The organism is Actinoplanes nipponensis (assembly GCF_016862275.1).
Taxonomy (GTDB): domain Bacteria; phylum Actinomycetota; class Actinomycetes; order Mycobacteriales; family Micromonosporaceae; genus Actinoplanes; species Actinoplanes nipponensis.
Genome location: NZ_BOMQ01000020.1, coordinates 69288 through 89793, shown reverse-complemented (window position 1 = coordinate 89793; position 20506 = coordinate 69288). Strand labels below are relative to the sequence as shown.

The 20506-nt window shown below is 73.5% G+C and carries 14 protein-coding genes; 11 read left to right on the top strand and 3 right to left on the bottom strand.

What is annotated here, in order from left to right:
- Window positions 1-106: 106 nt before the first annotated feature.
- The 3 genes from Ani05nite_RS08440 to Ani05nite_RS08430 all read left to right on the top strand — a co-directional run bounded on the left by Ani05nite_RS08440 (window position 107) and on the right by Ani05nite_RS08430 (window position 5099).
- On the top strand, window positions 107-2452 hold the full coding sequence (locus Ani05nite_RS08440) for a putative bifunctional diguanylate cyclase/phosphodiesterase (RefSeq protein ID WP_203766577.1): 2346 nt from the start codon (window positions 107-109) through the stop codon (window positions 2450-2452).
- A gap of 93 nt (window positions 2453-2545) precedes the next feature.
- Window positions 2546-3457, top strand: coding sequence for a proteasome assembly chaperone family protein (locus Ani05nite_RS08435; RefSeq protein WP_203766575.1), 912 nt, complete (start codon window positions 2546-2548; stop codon window positions 3455-3457).
- A 97-nt stretch (window positions 3458-3554) separates the two neighbouring features.
- Entirely contained in the window at window positions 3555-5099 is a 1545-nt protein-coding gene (locus Ani05nite_RS08430) for a GAF domain-containing protein (protein WP_203766573.1), read from the top strand.
- On the opposite strand, the gene Ani05nite_RS08425 is transcribed toward Ani05nite_RS08430, so the two are convergent.
- The gene (locus Ani05nite_RS08425) at window positions 5096-5866 is read right to left on the bottom strand and encodes an alpha/beta hydrolase (protein WP_203766571.1); all 771 of its coding nucleotides are present in this window, start codon (window positions 5864-5866) and stop codon (window positions 5096-5098) included. The genes Ani05nite_RS08430 and Ani05nite_RS08425 overlap by 4 nt on opposite strands.
- A 173-nt stretch (window positions 5867-6039) precedes the next feature.
- Between Ani05nite_RS08425 and Ani05nite_RS08420 the strand changes: the two genes are divergently transcribed.
- The 6 genes from Ani05nite_RS08420 to Ani05nite_RS08395 all read left to right on the top strand — a co-directional run bounded on the left by Ani05nite_RS08420 (window position 6040) and on the right by Ani05nite_RS08395 (window position 13095).
- Window positions 6040-6645 carry a hypothetical protein gene (locus Ani05nite_RS08420; RefSeq protein WP_203766613.1) on the top strand — a complete coding sequence of 202 codons (606 nt, stop codon included), beginning with the start codon at window positions 6040-6042 and terminating at the stop codon, window positions 6643-6645.
- A 130-nt stretch (window positions 6646-6775) separates the two neighbouring features.
- Window positions 6776-7759 carry a TolB-like translocation protein gene (locus tag Ani05nite_RS08415; protein WP_203766569.1) on the top strand — a complete coding sequence of 328 codons (984 nt, stop codon included), beginning with the start codon at window positions 6776-6778 and terminating at the stop codon, window positions 7757-7759.
- Between the two features lie 83 nt (window positions 7760-7842).
- Complete coding sequence (gene trmB, locus Ani05nite_RS08410; RefSeq protein ID WP_203766567.1) at window positions 7843-8526, top strand: tRNA (guanosine(46)-N7)-methyltransferase TrmB; 684 nt, start codon at window positions 7843-7845, stop codon at window positions 8524-8526.
- 98 nt (window positions 8527-8624) lie between these two features.
- Entirely contained in the window at window positions 8625-10982 is a 2358-nt protein-coding gene (locus Ani05nite_RS08405) for an ATP-binding protein (protein WP_239129480.1), read from the top strand.
- A gap of 59 nt (window positions 10983-11041) precedes the next feature.
- A complete protein-coding gene (locus Ani05nite_RS08400) occupies window positions 11042-12448 on the top strand; it encodes a selenium-binding protein SBP56-related protein (protein ID WP_203766565.1) in 1407 nt (468 codons plus the stop codon).
- Complete coding sequence (locus Ani05nite_RS08395) at window positions 12445-13095, top strand: hypothetical protein (RefSeq protein WP_203766563.1); 651 nt, start codon at window positions 12445-12447, stop codon at window positions 13093-13095. Before Ani05nite_RS08400 ends, Ani05nite_RS08395 begins: the two co-directional genes overlap by 4 nt.
- 36 nt (window positions 13096-13131) lie before the next feature.
- Here Ani05nite_RS08395 and ggt read toward each other — a convergent pair whose 3' ends face one another.
- The gene (ggt, locus tag Ani05nite_RS08390; RefSeq protein ID WP_377881319.1) at window positions 13132-14934 is read right to left on the bottom strand and encodes a gamma-glutamyltransferase; all 1803 of its coding nucleotides are present in this window, start codon (window positions 14932-14934) and stop codon (window positions 13132-13134) included.
- A 1722-nt stretch (window positions 14935-16656) separates the two neighbouring features.
- On the opposite strand from ggt, the gene Ani05nite_RS08385 reads away from it, so the two are divergent.
- Window positions 16657-17082: a YybH family protein gene (locus Ani05nite_RS08385; protein ID WP_203766559.1), complete on the top strand. Its 426-nt coding sequence runs from the start codon at window positions 16657-16659 to the stop codon at window positions 17080-17082.
- Here Ani05nite_RS08385 and Ani05nite_RS08380 read toward each other — a convergent pair.
- Entirely contained in the window at window positions 17066-19900 is a 2835-nt protein-coding gene (locus tag Ani05nite_RS08380) for an AfsR/SARP family transcriptional regulator (RefSeq protein ID WP_203766557.1), read from the bottom strand. The genes Ani05nite_RS08385 and Ani05nite_RS08380 overlap by 17 nt on opposite strands.
- A 227-nt stretch (window positions 19901-20127) precedes the next feature.
- On the opposite strand from Ani05nite_RS08380, the gene Ani05nite_RS08375 reads away from it, so the two are divergent.
- Window positions 20128-20466, top strand: a complete 339-nt coding sequence (locus tag Ani05nite_RS08375) for a hypothetical protein (protein WP_203766555.1) — start codon at window positions 20128-20130, stop codon at window positions 20464-20466.
- Window positions 20467-20506 lie beyond the last annotated feature (40 nt).

Genomic DNA, 20506 nt, shown 5'->3' with positions numbered 1-20506 from the left:
GCCGGCCGGTGACGCTCGCCGCCCCCGGGTTTGCCTCATGCCGTACCCCGCCCGACCGATGAGCCCTGGGCAGGAACCCCATCGGCGGCGAGAGGACAGCGCGGGCATGACGACAGGCGAGGAACGGCGGGTGGAGCGGCTGCGGCCGACCCCGATGCTGATCACGGCCGTCGCCGTCCTGGTCGTGTCGATCGGGGTGTTCGCGCTGAACTACACCGTGCAGCACAGCCAGGTCGTGTGGAACTGGATGCCCGCCATGCTCGGGACCGCCATCGCGGGTTGGAGCTGCTGGCGTACCGCGTTCACTCCCGGGCTGGACCGGGTCACCCGGCGGGTGTGGCGCTCGCTGGCGCTCGTCTGCGTGCTGATCGTGCTCGGGATCGCCGGCGACGCCCGGTTCACCGTGCTCCACCCGGGCCGGCTGGACCAGCAGCACGACGTGCCCACCTCGATCTGCTACGCGCTCGCCATGGTGGCGCTGCTCTGGACGCTGCTGCGGCTGCCGCTGGCCAAGCGGGAGACCCGGGACCGGGTCATGGTCCGGTTCCTGCTGGACGCCGCGATCGTCAGCATCACGGTCGGCATCTTCTCCTGGTACCTGATCGTGCAGGTGCTCGACGCCTGGAACGCCAACGGGCCGGCCGCCGTACCGATGATCATGCTGATGGCCCTCGGCCTGATCGGCTCGCTGGCCTTCGTCAAGGTCGCGCTCAGCGGCTTCGGCGGCGTGGACCGGATCGCGCTGCGGCTGCTGGCCGCCGCGGCGGCGGTCGGCGCGGTCGGCGGCGGCCTGTTCCCGCTCTTCTTCGACCTGCATCCCGGGCTCAGCGGCTCGCAGATGTTCGTGCCGGCGACGCTGCTGTTCGTCGCGTTCGCCGCCGACCGCCAGCGCCGCGCCGCCGGCGTGCCGCCGCAGCCGCGCCGCCGCCGCCCCTTCAGCGTCGTGCCGTACCTGGCCGTCGCGGCCACCGACGGCCTGCTCCTGGTGGTCGGCAGCGCCGCCGGCGGCGCCGTGCTCACCGTCGCCCTGGCCGCGGTCCTGCTGACCGTGCTGGTCGTGGTCCGCCAGGTCAACGCCCTCTGGGAGAACGGCCGGCTGCTCACCCGGGTGGACGCCAACCTGGTCGAGCTCAACGGCTACCAGCGCCGGCTCACCCACCGGGCCAACCACGACGACCTGACCGACCTGGCCAACCGCACCCTGTTCGAGCAGCGCACCCGCGAGGCGCTGGGCGCGACCGGGGCCGGCGGCACGCTGAGCCTGGCGCTGATCGACCTGGACGACTTCAAGGCCATCAACGACCGGCTCGGCCACGCCGTCGGCGACGCCCTGCTCGTGGTGGTCGCCCAGCGGCTGCGCGAGGCGGTCCGCGAGGACGACGTGGTGGCCCGCCTCGGCGGCGACGAGTTCGGCCTGCTGCTGCGCGGCCTGCGCATCCAGGAGGCCACCGAGGTGCTGGACCGCATCGCCGAGTCGCTCACCCGGCCGGTGCACGCGCTGGGCTACGACCTGCTGGTCAAGGCCAGCATCGGCCTCGCCGAGGTGTGGCCGGAGGCCAGCCCGCAGGAGCTGCTGCGCCGCGCCGACCTGGCGATGTACGCCGCCAAGGAGCGGGGCAAGGGCCGCCACGCGGTCTACGACGCCCGCCTGGAGCAGGATCAGGCGGCCGACGCCCAGCTCGGCGCCGAGCTGCGCCAGGCGCTCGACAACGGCGACTTCACGCTGGTCTACCAGCCGATCGTGTCGCTGCCCGACGGCAAGTGGACGTCGCTGGAGACCCTGGTCCGCTGGCAGCACCCCGAGCGCGGCTTCGTCGGGCCGGACGTGTTCATCCCGATCGCCGAGCGCACCGGCCTGATCGTGCCGCTCGGCGACTGGATCCTGCGGACCGCGCTGCGCCAGGCGGCCGAGTGGCAGGACGTCTTCGGCTCCGGCGCGCCGGCCGAGATCGGCGTCAACGTCTCGGCCCGTCAGCTGCGCGAGCCGGGCTTCGCCGCGGACGTGCGGGCCGCGCTGGCCGACAGCGGCTTCGACCCGGAGAAGCTGGTGGTCGAGGTCACCGAGACCGCGGTGTTCGACGGCGGCGTCGCCCTGGACACCCTGCAGAACCTGGTCACCCTCGGGGTGAAGGTGGCGCTGGACGACTTCGGCACCGGGCACTCCTCGCTCGGCCTGCTGCGGACCTGCCCGGCGGACACCCTCAAGGTCGACAAGTCGTTCGTCGACGGGATCGGCGGGCGCTCCGAGGAGGCGGTGATCGCCACCGCGATGATCCAGATCACCAACGGGCTGCACCTGCAGGCCATCGCCGAGGGCGTGGAGACCGCCGAGCAGGCGGAGACGCTGTACCGGCTGGGATACCGTTTCGCCCAGGGCTACCACTTCTCGCGCCCGCTGACCCCCGCCCAGGTCGGCGAGCGCCTCGAGGCGGCCCGGGTGCTCGCCGTCTGACATCGGCGTGCGAATCCAGGAATGAACGCGCGGGCCCGGGTGTTCCCACCACATGGCCCGCCCCCGCGGGCGCATCTCGAGGAGGTCCGCAGCGTGCTCGACCCACATGGGCTCTACGAGTTGGCCGACGACCTGCCTGCCCTGGACGAGCCGGTGCTCGTGCAGGCGCTCACCGGGTTCGTCGACGCCGGGAGCGCGATCCAGCTCTCCCGCGAACATCTGCTGGAACACCTGGACACCCAGGTCCTGGCGACCTTCGACATCGACCAGCTGCTCGACTACCGGTCGCGCCGGCCCTCGATGATCTTCGTCGAGGACCACTGGGAGAGCTACGAGCAGCCCACCCTGGCCCTGCACCTGGTGCGCGACCAGCTCGGCACGGGGTTCCTGCTGCTCGCCGGCCCCGAGCCCGACCTGCAGTGGGAGCGGTTCATCGGGGCCGTCACCGGCCTGATCGAGCGCTTCGGCGTCGGCCTGACCGTCGGCCTGAACGCCATCCCGATGGCGGTGCCGCACACCCGCCCGGTGAGCGTCACCGCGCACGCCACCGACCAGCGCCTGCTCGGCGAGCACGAGTCCTGGTTGCAGCGCGTCCAGGTCCCGGCGAGCGTGGGCAACCTACTGGAGTTCCGGCTGGGCGAGACCGGTCACGACGCCCTGGGGTACGCCGCCCACGTGCCGCACTACCTGGCCCAGACCACGTACCCGGCCGCCGCCGAGCTGCTGCTGGACTCCGTCTCCCGCAGCACCGGGCTGGCCCTGCCCACCGGCCGGCTCCGTGAGGCCGCCGCCGTGGTCCGCCAGGAGGTGGACAAGCAGGTGGCCGACGACGAGCAGGCGACCCGGCTGGTGCTCTCGCTGGAGGAGCAGTACGACGCGTTCATCCGCGGCCGGCAGGGCAACCTGCTGGGCGGGTCGACCGGGCCGCTGCCGACCGCCGAGGAGCTCGGCGCCGAGCTCGAGCGTTTCCTGGCCGAGCAGAGCCGCGACTCCGACCAGGGCTGACCGCCACCGGCTTCCCGCAAACCCGCCCGGACACCGCCGAACTGCCTGATGATGGAGCAATCGGACGGCGGTCGACGGCCAGGTATGGGGGAGTCACGTGGCACCATTTCGATCCCGGCGGCCGGACGGCGGGGCGGCTCTGCGCCCCATCCCCCGGGACGTCGAGAGCCTCGAGAAGCTGATCCTGGATCTCGACCGGGCCCACGACGTGGCGTCGACCTGGCGGATCACGGTGGACAGCACGGTCGAGTCGCACAACTTCAGCTACGGCGCGGTGTGGCTGCCCGACGGCAAGGGCAACGTCCAGGTCGGGTACGAGACCGGGCCGATCGTCCGGGAGCTGCAGGCCGTGGTCGGCGGCGGCCCGGTTCCGGCCGACACGGGCCTGGTCGGCCGGGCCTGGCGTACCCGGCAGTTCGTCTACCTCGGCGCGATGGAGGACTGCGACGACTGCCTGCGCTGCCAGGCCGCGGGCCGGGCGGGCATGGCGGCCGCCGTGGTCATCCCGGTGATGCGCGGCAACGAGCAGGTCGCGGTGCTGGAGTACTACTCCGCCGAGCCGCTGTACATCGACGGGCCGCGCAGCGAGAAGTGGTCGTCGATCGCCCGGATCGCCGAGCAGGCCCGGTTCGCCGCGGTCGCGGTCGGGGAGCTGCGCCAGGTGGCCGACGACCGGCTCGCCGTGACGAACGTGGTCACCGCCCTGGGCGACGCCGCCGACCCCCCGTCGGTGCTGCGGGTCGCCCTGGAGGCGGTGCGGACGGCGTTCGGCTGGGCCTACGGCTCCTACTGGCAGGTCGACGACCGGGAGCAGGTCCTGCGCTTCCAGGTGGAGTCCGGGTCGGCCGGCGACGAGTTCCGCAAGGTCACCCTGGCCGCCACCTTCGCCGAGGGGGTCGGCCTGTCCGGCCGCGCCTGGCGGGCCCGGGACCTGGTCTTCGTCCACGACATCGGCGAGCTCACCGACTGCGTCCGGGCGCCGGCCGCGCAGCGGGCCGGGGTGCGCTCCGGCGTCTGCTTCCCCGTGCTGAGCCACGGCCGGATCATCGGCACGATGGACTTCTTCACCACCGAGTACATCGACCTGTCCGAGTCCCGGGCGTCGGCGCTGCGCAACGTGGCCCAGCTGGTGTCGCAGCGGCTCGACATCGTGCGGGCCGCGGAGGCCTCGCAGGACAGCGCGCGGGCGCTGCTGGACACCGTGTCCCGGCTGCGGGCGGCCAGCGACGACGCGACCCGGGTGGCCCAGGACGCGGTGAGCCGCGCCTCGGACATGACCCACGAGGTCGAGGCGCTGGGCAACGCCTCGACGGCCATCGGCGACGTCATCAAGATCATCTCGTCGATCGCGGACCAGACCAACCTGCTCGCGCTGAACGCGACGATCGAGGCGGCCCGGGCCGGCGAGGTGGGCCGCGGCTTCGCGGTGGTGGCCGGCGAGGTCAAGGACCTGGCCCGGGAGACCGCCGAGGCCACCCAGCGGGTCGCCGAGCAGATCACCGGCATCCAGAACAGCGCCCGGACCGTCTCGGCCGGCATCATGACCACCAGCGACACGATCGGGCAGATGGACGCCGTCCAGGCCCGGATGAACGAGGTGCTCGAGGAGCAGGCCCGGATGGCCGGCGCCCTGCAGCCCTAGCTCTTCAGCGGCAGCCACTCCAGCACGGCCCGGATCTGGGCGTCCCAGTAGCCCCACTCGTGCGCGCCCGGGCCGAAGCCGGCGTCGAGGTCGACGTCGTGCGCGCGGCAGGCCGCCACGAACCGCTCGTTGCCGGCGAGCAGGGCGTCCTCGGTGCCGCACCGCAGCATGAGGCGGGGCAGGTCCGGGCCCGCGGTGGCCACCAGGTGCAGCAGGTCGTCGTCGGTGCCGGCCAGCGGGCGGCCGAAGACGCGATCCAGCAGCTCGACGATGTGCGGGCGGTCGTCGTGCCGCTGCATGCCGGCCACGTCCAGCGCGCCGGACAGGCTGGCCGCGGCGGCGAACCGGCGCGGCTCGCGCAGCGCCCACTTGAGCGCGCCGTAGCCGCCCATCGACAGTCCGGCCACGAAGGTGTCCTCGCGCCGGGTCGAGACCCGGAAGAACGACGACACCACGGCCGGCAACTCCTGCGACAGGAACGTGTAGAAGCGCGAGCCGTGCGCCTCGTCGGCGTAGAAGCTGCGGTGCACCTGGGGCATCACCACGGCGAGACCGCGGGCGGCCGCGTACCGCTCGATCGAGGTGTACCGGGTCCAGGCGGTGTCGTCGTCGGTCAGCCCGTGCAGCAGGTAGAGCACCGGCGGCGGCGCCACGGTGTCGTGGCCGGTGAGGCCGATCTGGGTGCTCGCCCGCTCGGGGAGCAGCACGGTCATCGAGGTGCCGAGGGCGAGCGTCTCGGACGAGAAGTCCACGCGGAGCTGAGCCATCGCTCCAGTATGAGGTGATCACGGTCCGCAGCCGCGCGGTCACGGCAGGGTTGGGAATGTCGTACCCGTCGATTAGTATGTGTGTACTAAAACAAGCGCTGAGCTGCGGGGAGATCACCTTGACGACGCCCGTCTCGTCCACTTCCACCCCCATCATTCCGCCCTACGCGACCATGCTCGGTTTCACCCGCTACGTCGCCCGGACCGGCCCGGCGAAGGCCACCTTCGTGGGCGGGCTGCGCCGCCAGCGGGAGCGCCGCTCGGGTTTCAACCCGCACGGTCAGCTCGTCAAGGCCCTCAAGGCCGACATCGCGTTCCGCACCGGCGGCAGCTACCTCGGCGGCGTCGTCGAGCTGGTCAAGCCGCGCTGGAAGCCGCTCTACGAGGCGGTCAGCCCCGGAGCCCTCACCTACCTGCACTCCCTCGGCGACCCCGAGGAGGTCGGCCTCGCCCAGACCCGCGAGGCGCTCGCCTCGGTCGGCCCGCTGGCCGTCAAGATCAACCCCCACTTCGGCCTGCGGTACGCCGACGGCCGGCGCGAGGCGGTCCGGCTGCACTTCGACGAGGCGCCCCCGACGCCCGAGGCGGTCACCGCGACCCTGCACCTGATGGCCCGCCACATGGACCAGATCCTGCCCAACGGCGAGCCGGTGCTGGTCGACCTGCGCCGCGGCGCCACCCACCGGATCGACCCGGGCGCGCGGCCGGGCGACGTGGAGAGCTGGTTGGCCGGGGAGGCGGCCGCGTTCACCGCGATGTGGGCGACGACCGCCGCCTGACCGATCGGCCGCCGCGCCCGCCCGAACGGTCCGCATTTCGCCGGGTTTCGGCACGGGAACTTCTTAGGTGCAGCCCGGTTGCGACGATGTCTCCGGTGTAGGTCGGGGACAACGTCGGGGGGCGTCGGACATGCGGGTTGTGACGCGGGTGGCAGGCAACATGGCGCTGACGGTGCTGGGCGCCGCGGCGGGGGCACTGTTCCAGACGGCGCCCGCCGCGGCGGCCACGCCGGCCATGCCGAGCCTGGTCGCGTACGTCCGGGCCGGCGACGTGTGGGTGAGCCGGGGCGCCACCGAGCAGCGGCTGACGACCGGCGGCGGCTGGTCGCGGCCCCGCTTCTCGCCCAACGGACGCTCGATCGCCCTGCTCAGGGCCGGCCAGCTGTGGACCATGCGGGCCGACGGCACGGCCCGGCGCCGGCTGACCACCCGCCCGGCGGCCGGCCCGTCCTGGTCGCCCGACAGCGCCAGCATCGCGTTCGCCTCGCTGTCCTGCTCCGGCGGCCCGGGCGTCTACCGGATCTCGGCGACCACGGCCGCGGCCACCCCGACGGTGCTGTTCCCGGCCTACTGCCGCGACGAGGAGCTGCCGGCCGAGCCCGCGCCGGCCGCGAAGGCAGCCGCGGCGGGCTCGCTCAGCGACCGGCTGCGCACCGACGACGCGGTGGCCTGGTCGCCGGACGGCACCCGGGTCGCCTTCCGCGGCGGCGACTGCGAGTCGATCTACGACGCCTGCCTGACGGTGGGCACGGTGGCCACCGGCGGCGAGAAGACGGTAGCGGCGTACGGCGGCGGCAGCCTGCAGACCTCCGGCTTCGCGGTCGTACCGAGCTGGCGCGCCGACGGGGCCAAGCTGGCCTGGACGGCGTACCAGCAGGGCGAGACGGTGGCCGACAACCAGCCGCTGCACGTGGTCGAGTACGACACGGCGACGGGGGCCAAGCGCACGGTGGGGGCGAGCCAGGATCGCGAGCTGGCGTACGTGGACGCGGGGCGCGGGGTGGCGACGGGCACGTACCGCAACGGGTCGTGGGTCATGCTGGTGAACCTGGCCACCGGAGCGCGCACGCCGTTCCACCAGGGTTCCCAGCCGACCGTCCAGCCGGTGAAGTAGGACGACGGCCGGCCGGCCTGGCGTGGTGGACCCCGGGCCGGTTCGTCCGGCGGCGGAGGTCGCTGCGTATCGTGGGCGGCCTGATGAGTGAGACGACAGAGCGCCCGATCCGGACGTTCCATCCCCGGCGGGGGCGGATGAGCGGCCGGCACGCGGACGCGATGGCCGAGGTCTGGCCGGCGTACGGGCTGACCGTGCGCGACGGCGACCGCACACCGCTCGATCCGCGGGAGCTGTTCGGCCGGGCAGCACCCACCGTGCTGGAGATCGGGTTCGGCATGGGCGACTCGACCGCGGCCATGGCGGCGGCCGATCCGGAGCGCGACTATCTCGCCGTCGAGGTGCACACGCCGGGGATCGGCAACCTGCTGGCGCTGGTCGGCGAGCGGGGCCTGACCAACGTCCGGGTCGCCCACGGCGACGCGATGGAGCTGGTCCGCAAGCTGCCGGCCGGTTCGCTGGACGCGGTGCACGTGTACTTCCCGGACCCGTGGCCCAAGGCCCGCCACCACAAGCGGCGCCTGATCCAGCCCGCGAACGTCGCCCTGCTGCGCGAGCGGCTGCGGCCCGGCGGCACGCTGCACTGCGCGACGGACTGGGCCCACTACGCGGCGGCGATGGCCGAGACGCTGGACGCCGATCCGGGCCTGGCCAACCTCCACGACGGCTTCGCGCCACGCCCGGCGCACCGGCCGGAGACGAAGTTCGAGCGGCGCGGCGTCACGTCCGGCCGGGAGATCTTCGACCTGATCCACCGCCGGGCCTGAGGACACCGCCGCGACGCCCGCACCTGCGGTCGGCATTACCGGTGGTTTGCCGGTTTTACGGCGACTTCGCCCGTAGGCTGAGGGTCGGAGGTTCGAGCATGCCGCGAAGTGATCTTGGCCTCGAGCGTCTCGCCGCGCCGCCCGCGCCGGGCGCCCGGCCCGCCGGAACGGCCGCCGCGGCCACCACACCGGGCCACCCCGGTCCGGCCCGCGCCGAGCCCGCCCGCAACACCCGGTCCGGCGCCGCCGAGCGGGCCGCTTCCCCCGCCGGCGCAGCCCCCACCGGCGCGGCCGTGGCCCGAGCAGCGTCCGCCACCGGCGGCGCCCGCCCCGAGGACCAGGATCCCACCCCCACCGACCCGGCCCCGCACCCCGGAACCGGCACTTCCACCCGGCCCGACCCGAACCCCCTCCCCACCCCCGGCGACGAATTCACCAGCGGCGCCGGCGAGCAACTGGCCGCCCTCATCGCCCGCGCCGCGCACGCCCCCAGCGCCCTCGTCCACTTCGTCGACGGTGAGCTGCTGCGGTTCTACGGCGGCTTCGGGCTGCCGATCCGCTGGGAGGACGTCGGCGAGACGAGACTGCGGGACAGCCTGGCCGGGCTGATCGTCGCCGACGACCGGCCGCTGGTCATCGGTGATCTCGCCACCGACCCGCGGGTTCCCGCCGGGTCGCCGATCCGCCGGCAGGGGCTCGCCGGCGCCTATCTCGGCCAGCCGATCCGGGACGACACCGGCGCCGTGGTCGGGATCTGCTGCGCGCTCGACACCGAGCCGCACGCGTGGTCCGACGCCGATGTCGCCGCCGTCGGTGACGCCGCCCGGCTCGGCACCCTGCTCATCACCGAGCGGCGGGGGCGGCTGGAGGTCGACCGGCAGCGGCGGTTCCTGGACGCCGTCGTGGACAGCCTGCACGACGGGGTCACCGCGTGCGACGCCGAGGGACGGATCGTGCTGGTCAACGCCCGGATGCAGCGGCTCTGGGGGCAGCACCGGGTGCCCACCGACCTGGCCGACGGGGCCGCCGTGGCCGGGTTGGGCGACGGTGACGGGCGGCCCGTCGAGCCCGGCGACGTCGTGCTTCAGCGGGCCCTGCGCGGCGAACGGCTGCGCGACGAGAGCATGGTGCTGCAGGGCCGGGGCCGGCGGGCCCGCCACTATCTCATCGACGCCCAGCCCATCCTCGGGCCCGACGGCGAGACCGTCGGCGCCGTGCAGGCCGTGCAGGACGTCACCCGGCAGCGGCGGGCCGAGCGGTTCCGTACCTGTGAGCTGGCCGTGGTCACCGCGCTGGCCGCCGCGCCGACCATCGAGGCCGCCGGGCCCCGCGTGCTCGAGGCCGTGGTCGGCACGCTGGGCTGGACCCACGCCGAGTTGTGGCTGGTCGACGACGCCGCCGGGGTGCTCCGGCCCGCCGCCAGCTGGGACTCGCCCAGCTGGCAGTCCGGCATCGAGGTGCCCGCCGAGCTGCCGTACGGCACCGGGCTGGCCGGGCGGGCCTGGCAGGCCGGCAAGCCGCTGTGGATCCGCGACGTGGGCCGGCCGCAGAGCCTGATCTCACCGGAGACCGCGGAGAGCTCGCGGCTGCACACGGCCCTGGCCATCCCGGTGCGCAACGGGCTCGAGCCGCTCGGGGTGCTGACCGCGTTCGCCGACACGATCGAGGATCCCGAGGACGAGCTGGTCGCCCTCATGTCCGGGATCTCCGCCCAGATCGCCCAGTTCATCGAGAAGCGGCTGGTCGAGGACCTGCAGCGGCAGCTGATCCGGACCAAGAACGAGTATCTCGCGCTGATCGGCCACGAGCTGCGGACGCCGCTGACCTCCATCGCGGCCTACACCGAGCTGCTGCGCGACGCCGACGCCGAGACGCTCGTGGCCGAGGGGCCGCGGCTGCTGGAGGTCATCGACCGCAACTCCACCCAGCTCCGGCACATCATCAACGAGCTGCTCGAGCTGTCCGCGCTGGACACCGGGCACGCCGCGGTGCAGCTCAGCCCCATCGACCTCGCCGAGGTGGTGCGGGAGGCGGTGCAGCGTACCCGGGCCGCGGTGGCCGGCGAGCCGGTGGCGATCGTCGACGAGCTGCCCGGCGAGCTGGTGCTGCCCGGGGACCGGCACCGGCTGCGCCAGGTGGTCGACAACCTGCTGGGCAACGCCGTGAAGTACAGCCCGGACGGCGGGCGGATCGAGGTCCGGCTGCGTACCGTCGGCCGGGCCGCCGAGCTGTCCATCTCCGACACCGGCATCGGGGTGTCGCAGGAGGAACGCGAGAAGATGTTCACCGGGCTGTACCGCACCAGCCGGGCCCGCGACCGGGCGATACCGGGCACCGGGCTGGGGCTCACCCTCAGCCGCGCGGTCGTGCAGCGCCACCACGGCACCATCGAGCTCAGCGAGCACGAGGGCCCCGGCACGACCGTGCTGGTCCGGCTGCCGCTGGACGCCCGTTGACAACTCGTTGACACATGTAGCCCTGTTCACCACGCGACGGCCGGACGAGGATGACGTTCATGACGAGGTGGACACCCGACCCGACGTTCTATCCCTCCCCGCGTGACGCCGCCGGTGCGCCCGCCGAGCAGCTGGCGTACATCGCCGCCTTCGACCGCTCGGCCGAGCAGCCGGACGCCATCGCGGTCGTCGACACCGATCCGGCCTCCGCCTCGTACGGGGCGGTCGTCGGCTGGACCGACCTGCCGCACACCGGCGACGAGGTGCACCACTTCGGCTGGAATGCGTGCAGCAGCGCCCTGTGCCCCACCGCCCCGCACCCGCACGTCGAACGGCGCTACCTCATCGTGCCGGGCCTGCGGTCGTCGCGGATCTACGTGCTGGACACCAAGGACGATCCGCGCCGCCCCGTGCTGGTGAAGGAGATCCCGGCCGCGGACCTGGCCGGCAAGGCCGGCTATTCGCGGCCGCACACCATCCACTGCGGCCCGGACGGGATCTACGTGTCGGCGCTCGGCGGCGGCACGGCCGAGGGGCCGGGCGGCATCGCCGTGCTGGACCACACCACCTTCGAGGTACGCGGCCCGTGGGAGAACGACCGCGGCGACCAGTACCTGGCGTACGACTTCTGGTGGCACCTGACCCGCGACGTGCTGATCTCGTCCGAGTGGGGCACCCCGTCCATGATCGAGGACGGTCTCGTCCCCGAGCTGCTGCTAGGCCGCCGGTACGGCCACCGCCTGCACTTCTGGGACCTGGCCAAGCGGTCCCTGGTGCAGACCGTCGACCTCGGCGACCAGTACCAGATGACCCTGGAGCTGCGTCCCGCCCACGACCCGCGCAAGGAGTACGGCTTCCTCGGCGTCGTCACCAGCGTCGAGGACCTGTCCGCCTCGGTGTGGGTGTGGCACCGCGGCGAGGACGGCCAGTTCGCGGTCACCCGGGTCATCGACGTACCGGCCGAGCCGGCCGACGCCGCCGACCTGCCGCCGGCGTTGCAGCCGTTCGGTGCGGTCCCGCCCCTGATCACCGACATCGACCTGTCGGTGGACGACCGTTTCCTGTACGTCTCCTGCTGGGGCACCGGCGAGCTGAAGCAGTTCGACGTCAGCGACCCGTTCCACCCGGTCGAGACGGGCTCGATCCGGCTCGGCGGCGTCGTGGGCCGGGTGCCGCATCCGTCGTTCCCCGGCGAACGGCTGGCCGGCGGCCCGCAGATGGTGGAGGTGTCGCGCGACGGCAAGCGGGTCTACGTCACCAACTCGCTGTACGGCTCGTGGGACGACCAGTTCTTCCCGGACGGCGTGGGTGCCTGGCTGGCGAAGATCGACGTGGACACCGAGCACGGCGGCATGACCCTGGATCCGCGGTTCTTCCCGCACGGCGACGAGTTCCGCGGCCGCCGGGTGCACCAGGTACGGCTGCGGGGCGGCGACGCCTCGTCCGACTCGTACTGCTTCCCGTGACGGCCGGCCGGCTGGCCGTGCTGGCCGCGCTGGGCGCCTTCCACGGGCTGAACCCAGCGATGGGCTGGCTGTTCGCCGTGGCCCGGGGCATGCAGGAGGGCAGCCGCCCGGTGCTGCTGCGCTCGTTGCCGCCGATCGCCGCCGGGCACCTGGCCTCGGTGGCGATCGTCGCGGCCGTGGTGTCGGCGACCGAGTCGGTGGTGGCCGGCAACGTGGTGGCGATCGCCGGCGGGGTGGTGCTGGTCGGGTTCGGGCTGTGGCGGCTGCTGTCGGCCCGGCACTTCCGGTGGGCCGGGATGCGGCTGTCCGCGGCGCAGCTGGCCGGCTGGTCGTTCCTGATGTCGTCGGCGCACGGCGCCGGGCTGATGCTGCTGCCGGTGCTGGCCACGACCGCGCCGGCCGGCCACCCGGCGGGACATGCGGCGCACCTGGCGGCGGCCGCGGGCCCGCCCGCCGCGGCCCTGACGGGTCTGGCCGCGGCGGGCGTGCACACGGTGGCGATGTTCGCGGTGATGGCGGCCTGCGCGCTGCTGGTCTACGAGTTCGTGGGCCTGAGCGTGCTGCGCCGGGGCTGGTTCAACGTGGACAAGCTGTGGGCGGCCGTGATGGTCGCGGCCGGCGCGCTGACCATCGCGCTGACCGCGTAGGGCCGGCCCGGCCGCCGGGCCGGGCCGGCCACCGGCTCAGCCGCGCGGATGGACCACGCCGGCCGCGCCGCCACCGCGCCGGACCGGTTCGGCACTGGCGACCAGCCGGCCGCCCCGGCCGAACTCGATCGCCGTGGCCGCGCCCAGCTCCGCCACCGGCGGGCCGAACGTGTGCCCGAGCTTGCCGAGATCGTCGCCGTACTGGGCGATGAACGCCGGCTCGGCCTGGACGGCGGCGGAGTTGCGCTGCGAGGCCCGCGGCGCCGCCATCGCCTCGGGCAGGGTCATGTCCCGCTCGAGCCGGTTGACCAGCACCTGGAGCACGGTCGTGATGATGGTGGCGCCACCGGGCGAACCCAGGGCCAGGAACGGCTTGCCGCCGGAGAGCACGATCGTCGGCGACATGGAGCTGCGCGGGCGCTTGTTCGGGCCGGGCAGGTTCGGGTCGGGCGCGCTGCCCTGCGTACCGGTGAAGTTGAAGTCGGTGAGCTCGTTGTTGAGCAGGAAACCGCGCCCCGGCACGACCATGGCGCTGCCGCCGGTCTGCTCGATGGTCAGGGTGTACTCGACCACGTTGCCCCACCGGTCGGCGACGGTCAGGTTGGTGGTGCTCTGCCCGTCCTCGACCTTGCCGCCGACCAGCGCCGGCGTGCAGCCGGAGGCGGTGATGTCGCCCGGCGGCACCGGCTTGGTCAGCGCGCGGGCGGGATCGATCTGGCAGGCCCGCTGCCGCGCCCATCGGTCGCTGACCAGCTTGTCCAGCACCGGCTGCGGCGTGTAGGCGCCCACGTAGCGGTTACGGTCCGCGAACGACAACGCGCTCGCCTCCAGGTACCGGTGCAGCACCTGGGTGTCGGAGACCTTCGACAGGTCGCTCTGCTCCAGGATGTTCAGCGCCTCGCCGACGGCCGTGCCGCCGCTGGACGGCGTGGACATGCCGTAGACCTGCAGTCCCCGGTAGTCCGACCGGGTCGGCGCGGGGAACCGCAGCCGGTAGTCGGCCAGGTCGGACAGGCGCAGGTCGCCGGGCCGGATCGGGTACGCCCAGGGCACGGCGGGATCGGCGGCGACCGGCGGGTGCTGCACGGTGCTCACGATGTCGGCGGCGACCGGCCCGCGGTAGAACACGTCGGTGCCCCGCCGGGCGATCAGCCGGTAGGTGTCGGCCAGGTCGGGGTTGCGCTGCACGGACCCGACCGCGGGCGGCGCGCCGCCGGGCAGGTACAGCTCGCGGGTGGAGCCGAACTGGGCGAACGGCGCGGCGTTGTCGGCGATCTGCTGCCGGAACGTGGCGTCCACGGTGAAGCCCCGGTCGGCGACCCGCGCGGCCGGCTGCAACAGCCGGCCGAGCGAACGGGTCCCCCACCGGTCCGCCGCGGCCTGCCAGGTGGCCAGCGTGCCGGGCGTGCCGACCGAGAGGCCGCTGACCCGGGCCTCGGCGAAGTCGTAGGGCAGCCCGTCGGCAGGATCCACGAAGATGTTCTCGGTCATGGTGGCCGGCCCGGACTCGCGGCCGTCGATGGTGTGCACCCGGCGATGCCGGGCGTCGTAGAAGACGAAGAAGCCGCCGCCGCCGATGCCCGCGGAGAACGGCTCGGTGACCCCGAGGGTGGCGGCCGCGGCCACGGCGGCGTCGACGGCATTGCCACCGTGCCGCAACACATCGAGGCCGACGGCGGTCGCGGTGGGATCGACGGTGGCGACCGCGCCGCCGTAGCCGGTGGCGGTGGGGATCTGCGGTGGAGCGCCGCCGTGGGCGGAGGCCGCGGCGGGCACGAGGGTGACGGTGGTCGCGGTGAGCGTGGCCGTCAGGGCCAGCGCGATCGGGAACCGCATCATGCCTCCGGGAGCGGTGGGAGCAGTGTGGACAGATTCCTGCCTACCGCTGTTCAGGGGTGCGCACAACCCGGGACACGCTTGTGACGGTGGGTGATTGTCTTCAAGATCAAATTCTTGAGGGTCGTGTCGTGCGTGGGTGCATGGTGCGGACCGTCGCTCCCGCCGATTGCCAGGTGATTGCATGATTCCGCTCCGGCCTCGGCGGGTTTTCTGCCGCTTTCTGCCGCCCGGTCGTTTCCCTCGCGGGACGTCACTGCCCCTGCTCGCCCTTCCGTCCTGCTCAGCCTCCTTGTCGCTGGATGAGGTCGCGGCTTTTCCTCGCGAGCCCACCACGCTCTCAGCGTCCCTTCCTCGCTGATCCACTCCCCTCCCCCGACTCCCTTCGTCGCTCGGCTTCCCTCGCCTCCACACCTGACGCTCTCCCTCTCCCGACCTCGCTCCCCTGCCCGACACCCCTCCCCTGCCCGACACCCCTCCCCCGCCCGACACCCCTCGCCCGCCCGACACCTCTTTCACGCGCGACACCCCATTCACGCTGGATCTTGAAGCGCTTGGGCCAGAAAGCCCACCCGAACTCACCAAGATCCGCGTGGAAGACCGCGCGGACCGAGCCGCGAAGGCTGCGCAGCCGCGCGAGCACACCCGCGGGCTGCGGGAGCACTCGAGCGGACCCCCGGCCGCGCAAGCGCAGGAGGGGACACGCGGGCTCCACAAGCGCAGGACCCGACGCCCCCTCCACCCCCCCAGGCTCGACACGCCTCCCACGCCAAACGCCCCTTCCATGCTGGATCTTGAAGCGCTCCGGCCAGGAAGCCCACCCGATCTCATCAAGATTCGCGTGGAAAACTGCGCGGCACGGGGCGCGAAGGCTGCGCAGCCGCGCCATCACACTCGCGGACAGCGCAAGCACTCGAGCGGACCCCGGGCCGCGCAAGCAGGAGGGGACACGCGGGCTGCACAAGCGCAGGACAGACGTCCCTCCCACGCCCGACGCTACTTCCATGCTGGACCTTGAAGCGCTCGGGCCAAAAAGCCCACCCGAACTCACCAAGATCTGCGCGGAGGACTGCGCTGCGCGGGGCGCGAAGGTTGCGCGATCACACCCGCGGGGCTACGCAAGCACGCGATCGGAGTCCCCGGCCTGCGCAAACGCACGAACCGAGATACGGGCAGCTCGGGCGGACACACCGGCTAGCGAACGGACTCACAACCTGCGCAGACGCGAGCCGACACACGGCCAGCTCGGGCAGACACGCCGGCTCGCAGGCTGCACGGGCGCGGGCGAGTTCACAGACAGCGCAGCCATAGCTTGCAGCCGCTTCGGCATCCGCGACACGGGCGCTGGGCGCGTTCGCACGCCGCTCGGACGGGCCCGCGGACCACACCAACGAACTCCCGGGCCACTCGGGTAGGCGCGCGACCGAGGCGGAGCCGAGCCGAGGCCGCAAGCTGCGCAAACGGACCGGCTCCGCGACGCGAGGTGCGGCACCCGACCACCGGCATCCGCCTCCCCTCAATCCCCACCGCCGCTCCGCAGCCCCGGTCGAACCACGACACCCCCACCGAACGCGAGGTCCGCGCCCCACTCCATCCGGCTACGGCCGACGCCACCCACCGCCCACCGGGAACACCCCGCCATCCGAGCAGCGCGTGGCGTCCCCGCCGCACGGGTAAGGGCCGAGGAAAAGCTCCCCCGGGGGAGCGGCCGGATCGGGAGGTGCCATGGACAGCGAGACCGAACTTCGCGCTCTGGTCGACGAGCGGGTCGCCGCCGTACGGGCGAAGGACCCCAAGCCGCTCGCCGCCCGCCAGCATCCCGAAGTCGTCACCTACAACGTTCTCCCGCCGCTGCACGCGCACGGCAACGAAGCCGTCGAGCAGGCCACCCGGAAGTGGTTCGACAGCTACGCCTCGGACATCGGTTACGAGGTTCGCGACCTGCGCGTGACCGCCGACGGGGAGGTCGGCTTCTGCTCCTTCCTCTACCACGTCGCGGGCACGCTGAAGGCGGGTGGCGAGGTCGACATGTGGGTGCGCGCCACCCTCGGCTGCCGGCGGGTGGACGGCCGGTGGTTGATCGTCCACGACCACGAGTCGGTGCCGTTCGACCCCGCCACCGGGCAGGCCCTGATCAGTCTCCAGCCGTGAACGGCGGGAGCCGCACCTCGGGGCCGGCCGCGTCGAGCTGGGAGAGGGCGGCGCGGACCCCGTCCGCGTCCGGATGGTCGAGTTCGTCGAGTCCGTCGAGCGCCCGCAGGTATGCCTGGCGGGCCGGGTCCGGCCGACCGGCCGCCCGGTAGGTCTCGGCCAGGTGGGTCAGGGCCACGGATGCGTAGTACCGGTCCCCGAGGTCCTGATACAGGTCGATGGCTCGCCGGTAGCTGAGGATGGCCGGCCCGAACTCGCCGAGGTGCTGGTGGGCGTACCCGAGGGTGTCCCACGCGTTGGCCTGTCCGGACCGGTCGCCGAGCTTTTCGGTGACTTCGATGGCTTCCCGGCAGGGGGCGACGGCGTCGTGGTGGCGGCCCAGCCGGACGCGGTGCCAGGCGAGCGCGTTCAACGCGTGCCCGAGACCGAACCCGAGACCGCTCGCCCGGCACAGGTCCACCGCCTGCTCCCCGTGCTGGACGGCTTCCCGGTAGCGGCCCTGTTGCTCCCGCAACGCGCCGAGGTAGTGATGGGTCTGGGCCTGCCCGCCCGGGTCGTCGTGCTGCCGGCCCAGGGTGAGCGCCGCGCGCAGGTGGGCCTCGGCCTGGTCGTGGTCGCGCAGCCGGAGGTGGGTACGCGCGAGGTGGATGTGGGCGGAGCTCCGCGCGGCGACGTCGCCCGACCGCGTCGCGGCGTCCAGCGCGTGTCGTTGGGCGGCCACCTGGTCGTGCCACATCCCCCGCCGGTACCGGAACGTCGCAGCGGCCTCGGCCATCAGCCAGGCGAAGCGGTCGAAGCCGGCGCGGGTGGCGTGGTCGGCCGCGGCGAGCAGGGCCCGGTGTTCGGCGGTGAACCAACGCATTGCCTGCTGATGGTCCGCCGGCGCCTCGACGGTGACCCCCGCGCCCGGCGCGCCGGCCGGAACCTGGTCGCGGGCGGGTTCCAGCAGCCGGTCGGCGGCCCGTGCCGAATGCAGGTAATGATCCAGCATGCGGCTGGTCGCGGCGTCGGGTGGCTCGTCGTCGTGCGGCAGCCGGCTGCTGTACTCGTGCAGGAGGTCGTGCAGCGCGTACCGGCCCGGTGCGGGCTCGCTCACCAGCTGGGCCCGGACCAGCTCGGCCAGCAGGGGCCGGACCTGCGGCGGCGGCAGCCCGGCCAGGCTGGCGGCCGCCGCGGCGGAGAACTCCGCGGTGGGATGCCGGCCGAGAAGGCTGAACAGGCGCGCCGCGGCCGCGCTCAGCGCCCGGTACGAGCTGAAGAACACCGAACGCACGTCGGTGCCCGCGTCCCCGGTGGACAGCGCGGCGAGCCGGTCGCCCCCGCGGAGCTCGCCGGCGAGCACCTCGAGCGGCAGCTTGGGTTGGGTGGCCGCCCGGGCCGCGGCGACGGCCAGGGCGAGCGGTAGGCGGGCGCAGCAGCCGATGATCGTCGCGACGGCGTCGGATTCGGTGGCTGCACGGCCGCTGCCGACGCGCCGGATGAACAGGTCTCTCGCCTCGTCGAAGCTCAGCAGGTCCAGCGGCACCCAGTGTGCCGCCTCGGCGGCGACGAGGCTGGTGAGCCCGTCCCGGCTCGTGACCAGGACCAGGCACCCGGGCGCGCCGGGAAGCAGCGGACGGACCTGGTCGGCCGTACGGGCATCGTCCAGCAGGATCAGCATGCGCCGGCCGGTGACCAGGGTACGGAAGAGGGCCGACCGCGTGACCACGTCGGCGGGAATCCGCGGCGGTGGCACCCCCAGCGCGGTCAGGAACCCGTGCAGGACCTCGCCGGCGGTCAGCGCCGCGCCGGCCGGGTCGAAGCCGCGCAGGTTGACGTAGAGCTGTCCGTCCGGGAACCGGTGCCGGACCCGGTGGGCCCAATGCACCGCCAGCGTGGTCTTGCCCACCCCGGCCGTTCCGGACAGGGCGGAGACGACCACGGCGCCGGCCGACCCGGCCGCGTCGGCGAGCCCGTCGAGCTCGGCGAGCGCCGCCTCGCGACCGACGAAGCCGCGTACGTCGAGGGGGAGCTGGGCCGGCGCGACGGCCGGTGGTGTCCCGTCGCGCGGGCCGGCCGCGGCGTCGGTGGCCGGCGCTGCGCGGTGCGGTTCCCGGAGCACGTCCAGGTACGCGTCGCGAAGCGCCTCGCCCGGCTCGACGCCCAGCTCGTTCCGCAGGGTCGCGGCGGTGTCGTGGTAGACCGCGATGGCGTCCGCCCGCCGCCCCTCGGCGGCCAGCGCGGTCATCAACAGGCCGGTGATCCGCTCGCGCAGGGGGTGGGTGTCGCGCAGCGCCCGCAGCTCCGGGATCAGGTGCCGGGCCCGGCCCAGCCGCAGCTCGATCTCGGCCGTCTCCTCCAGCGCCGTCAGCCGCAGTTCGTCGAGCCGGTTCGCGTGCGACCGGACCACGGCGCCCGGCAGGCCGGCCAGTGGACGTCCGCGCCACAGCGCCAGCACGTCGCGGAAGCGGTCGGCCGCCGCCTGAAGATCCCCCGTGGACAGTCGGCAGCGGGCGTCGGCCACGCCGGTCAGGAACCGGAGGACGTCGACCCGCGCCTCGTCGGCCTCGAGCCGGTAGCCCGCGCTGTCCGTGTGCAGCAGACCGCCCGACTGGTCGCCGAGCAGCAGGCGCAGCTGCGAGACGACGGTCTGGATCTGCTTGCGGGCGGTCGACGGCGGGGCCTCGTCCCAGGTCAGGTCGACCAGCTCGACGACGGTCACGGTCCGGCCGGCATGCAGCAGGAGGCCGGCCAGGACCAGTTGCGACCGGACACCCCCGAGGGGCACCTCGTGGCCGTCGACGCTGACGGCGAGCGGACCGAGCAGCCTGAAGTCCATGTGTCGGCGACCATCCGTATCGAGCGCGGCAACGCCGTCACGATAGCGAGATGACCGGATATCCGGGATCCGCTGCGGGATACCGCAGCAATACCGGACGGAGACCGGCTCGGTACCGAACCAGGGGCGGCGCGTCTCAGCCTGGTAAGCGCATCAGACGCGGGCCGGCGCATCGGGCGATCGACGGCGGCAGCGTTCTCTCGAAAGGGACGGGAATGATCAGAAGCGTGGGGAAGACCTGGTTCGCGGCCGCGATGCTGGCCGGTGCGTGGGCCCTGGCGACGCCGGTGCCGGCCCAGGCGGTGACGGCCAGCATCACCGGCTCGTACGCCTTCGACTGGAGCTACGGGCACAAGGTCACGTCCTGCGACAGCAAGGGCGACAGCAAGCCGGTGAGGGCCGAGTACTACATGAACAACGGCGGCACCACCGCCGTCGAGAACTACGGCGGCAACGGGACGTGCGCCGACTCGGCGTACGAGTCGTCCCTGGTCAACCGCATCGCGGCCTGCCGCGGCGAATGGTACGGCTGGAGCTGCGGCAACACCGTGCGGACCGGCTACTAGGCCCACCGAGGTGTCGGCGGCCGCTCCGGCGGCCGCCGAC

What these genes read in the sequence shown, in the direction of transcription:
- Ani05nite_RS08400 (WP_203766565.1), top strand. Translation starts at nt 11,042, where the DNA reads ATGACGAGGTGGACACCCGACCCGACGTTCTATCCCTCCCCGCGTGAC.
- Ani05nite_RS08440 (WP_203766577.1), top strand. Translation starts at nt 107, where the DNA reads ATGACGACAGGCGAGGAACGGCGGGTGGAGCGGCTGCGGCCGACCCCG.
- Ani05nite_RS08385 (WP_203766559.1), top strand. Translation starts at nt 16,657, where the DNA reads ATGGACAGCGAGACCGAACTTCGCGCTCTGGTCGACGAGCGGGTCGCC.
- trmB (WP_203766567.1), top strand. Translation starts at nt 7,843, where the DNA reads ATGAGTGAGACGACAGAGCGCCCGATCCGGACGTTCCATCCCCGGCGG.
- Ani05nite_RS08380 (WP_203766557.1), bottom strand. Translation starts at nt 19,900, where the DNA reads ATGGACTTCAGGCTGCTCGGTCCGCTCGCCGTCAGCGTCGACGGCCAC.
- Ani05nite_RS08405 (WP_239129480.1), top strand. Translation starts at nt 8,625, where the DNA reads ATGCCGCGAAGTGATCTTGGCCTCGAGCGTCTCGCCGCGCCGCCCGCG.
- ggt (WP_377881319.1), bottom strand. Translation starts at nt 14,934, where the DNA reads ATGATGCGGTTCCCGATCGCGCTGGCCCTGACGGCCACGCTCACCGCG.
- Ani05nite_RS08420 (WP_203766613.1), top strand. Translation starts at nt 6,040, where the DNA reads ATGCTCGGTTTCACCCGCTACGTCGCCCGGACCGGCCCGGCGAAGGCC.
- Ani05nite_RS08425 (WP_203766571.1), bottom strand. Translation starts at nt 5,866, where the DNA reads ATGGCTCAGCTCCGCGTGGACTTCTCGTCCGAGACGCTCGCCCTCGGC.
- Ani05nite_RS08415 (WP_203766569.1), top strand. Translation starts at nt 6,776, where the DNA reads ATGCGGGTTGTGACGCGGGTGGCAGGCAACATGGCGCTGACGGTGCTG.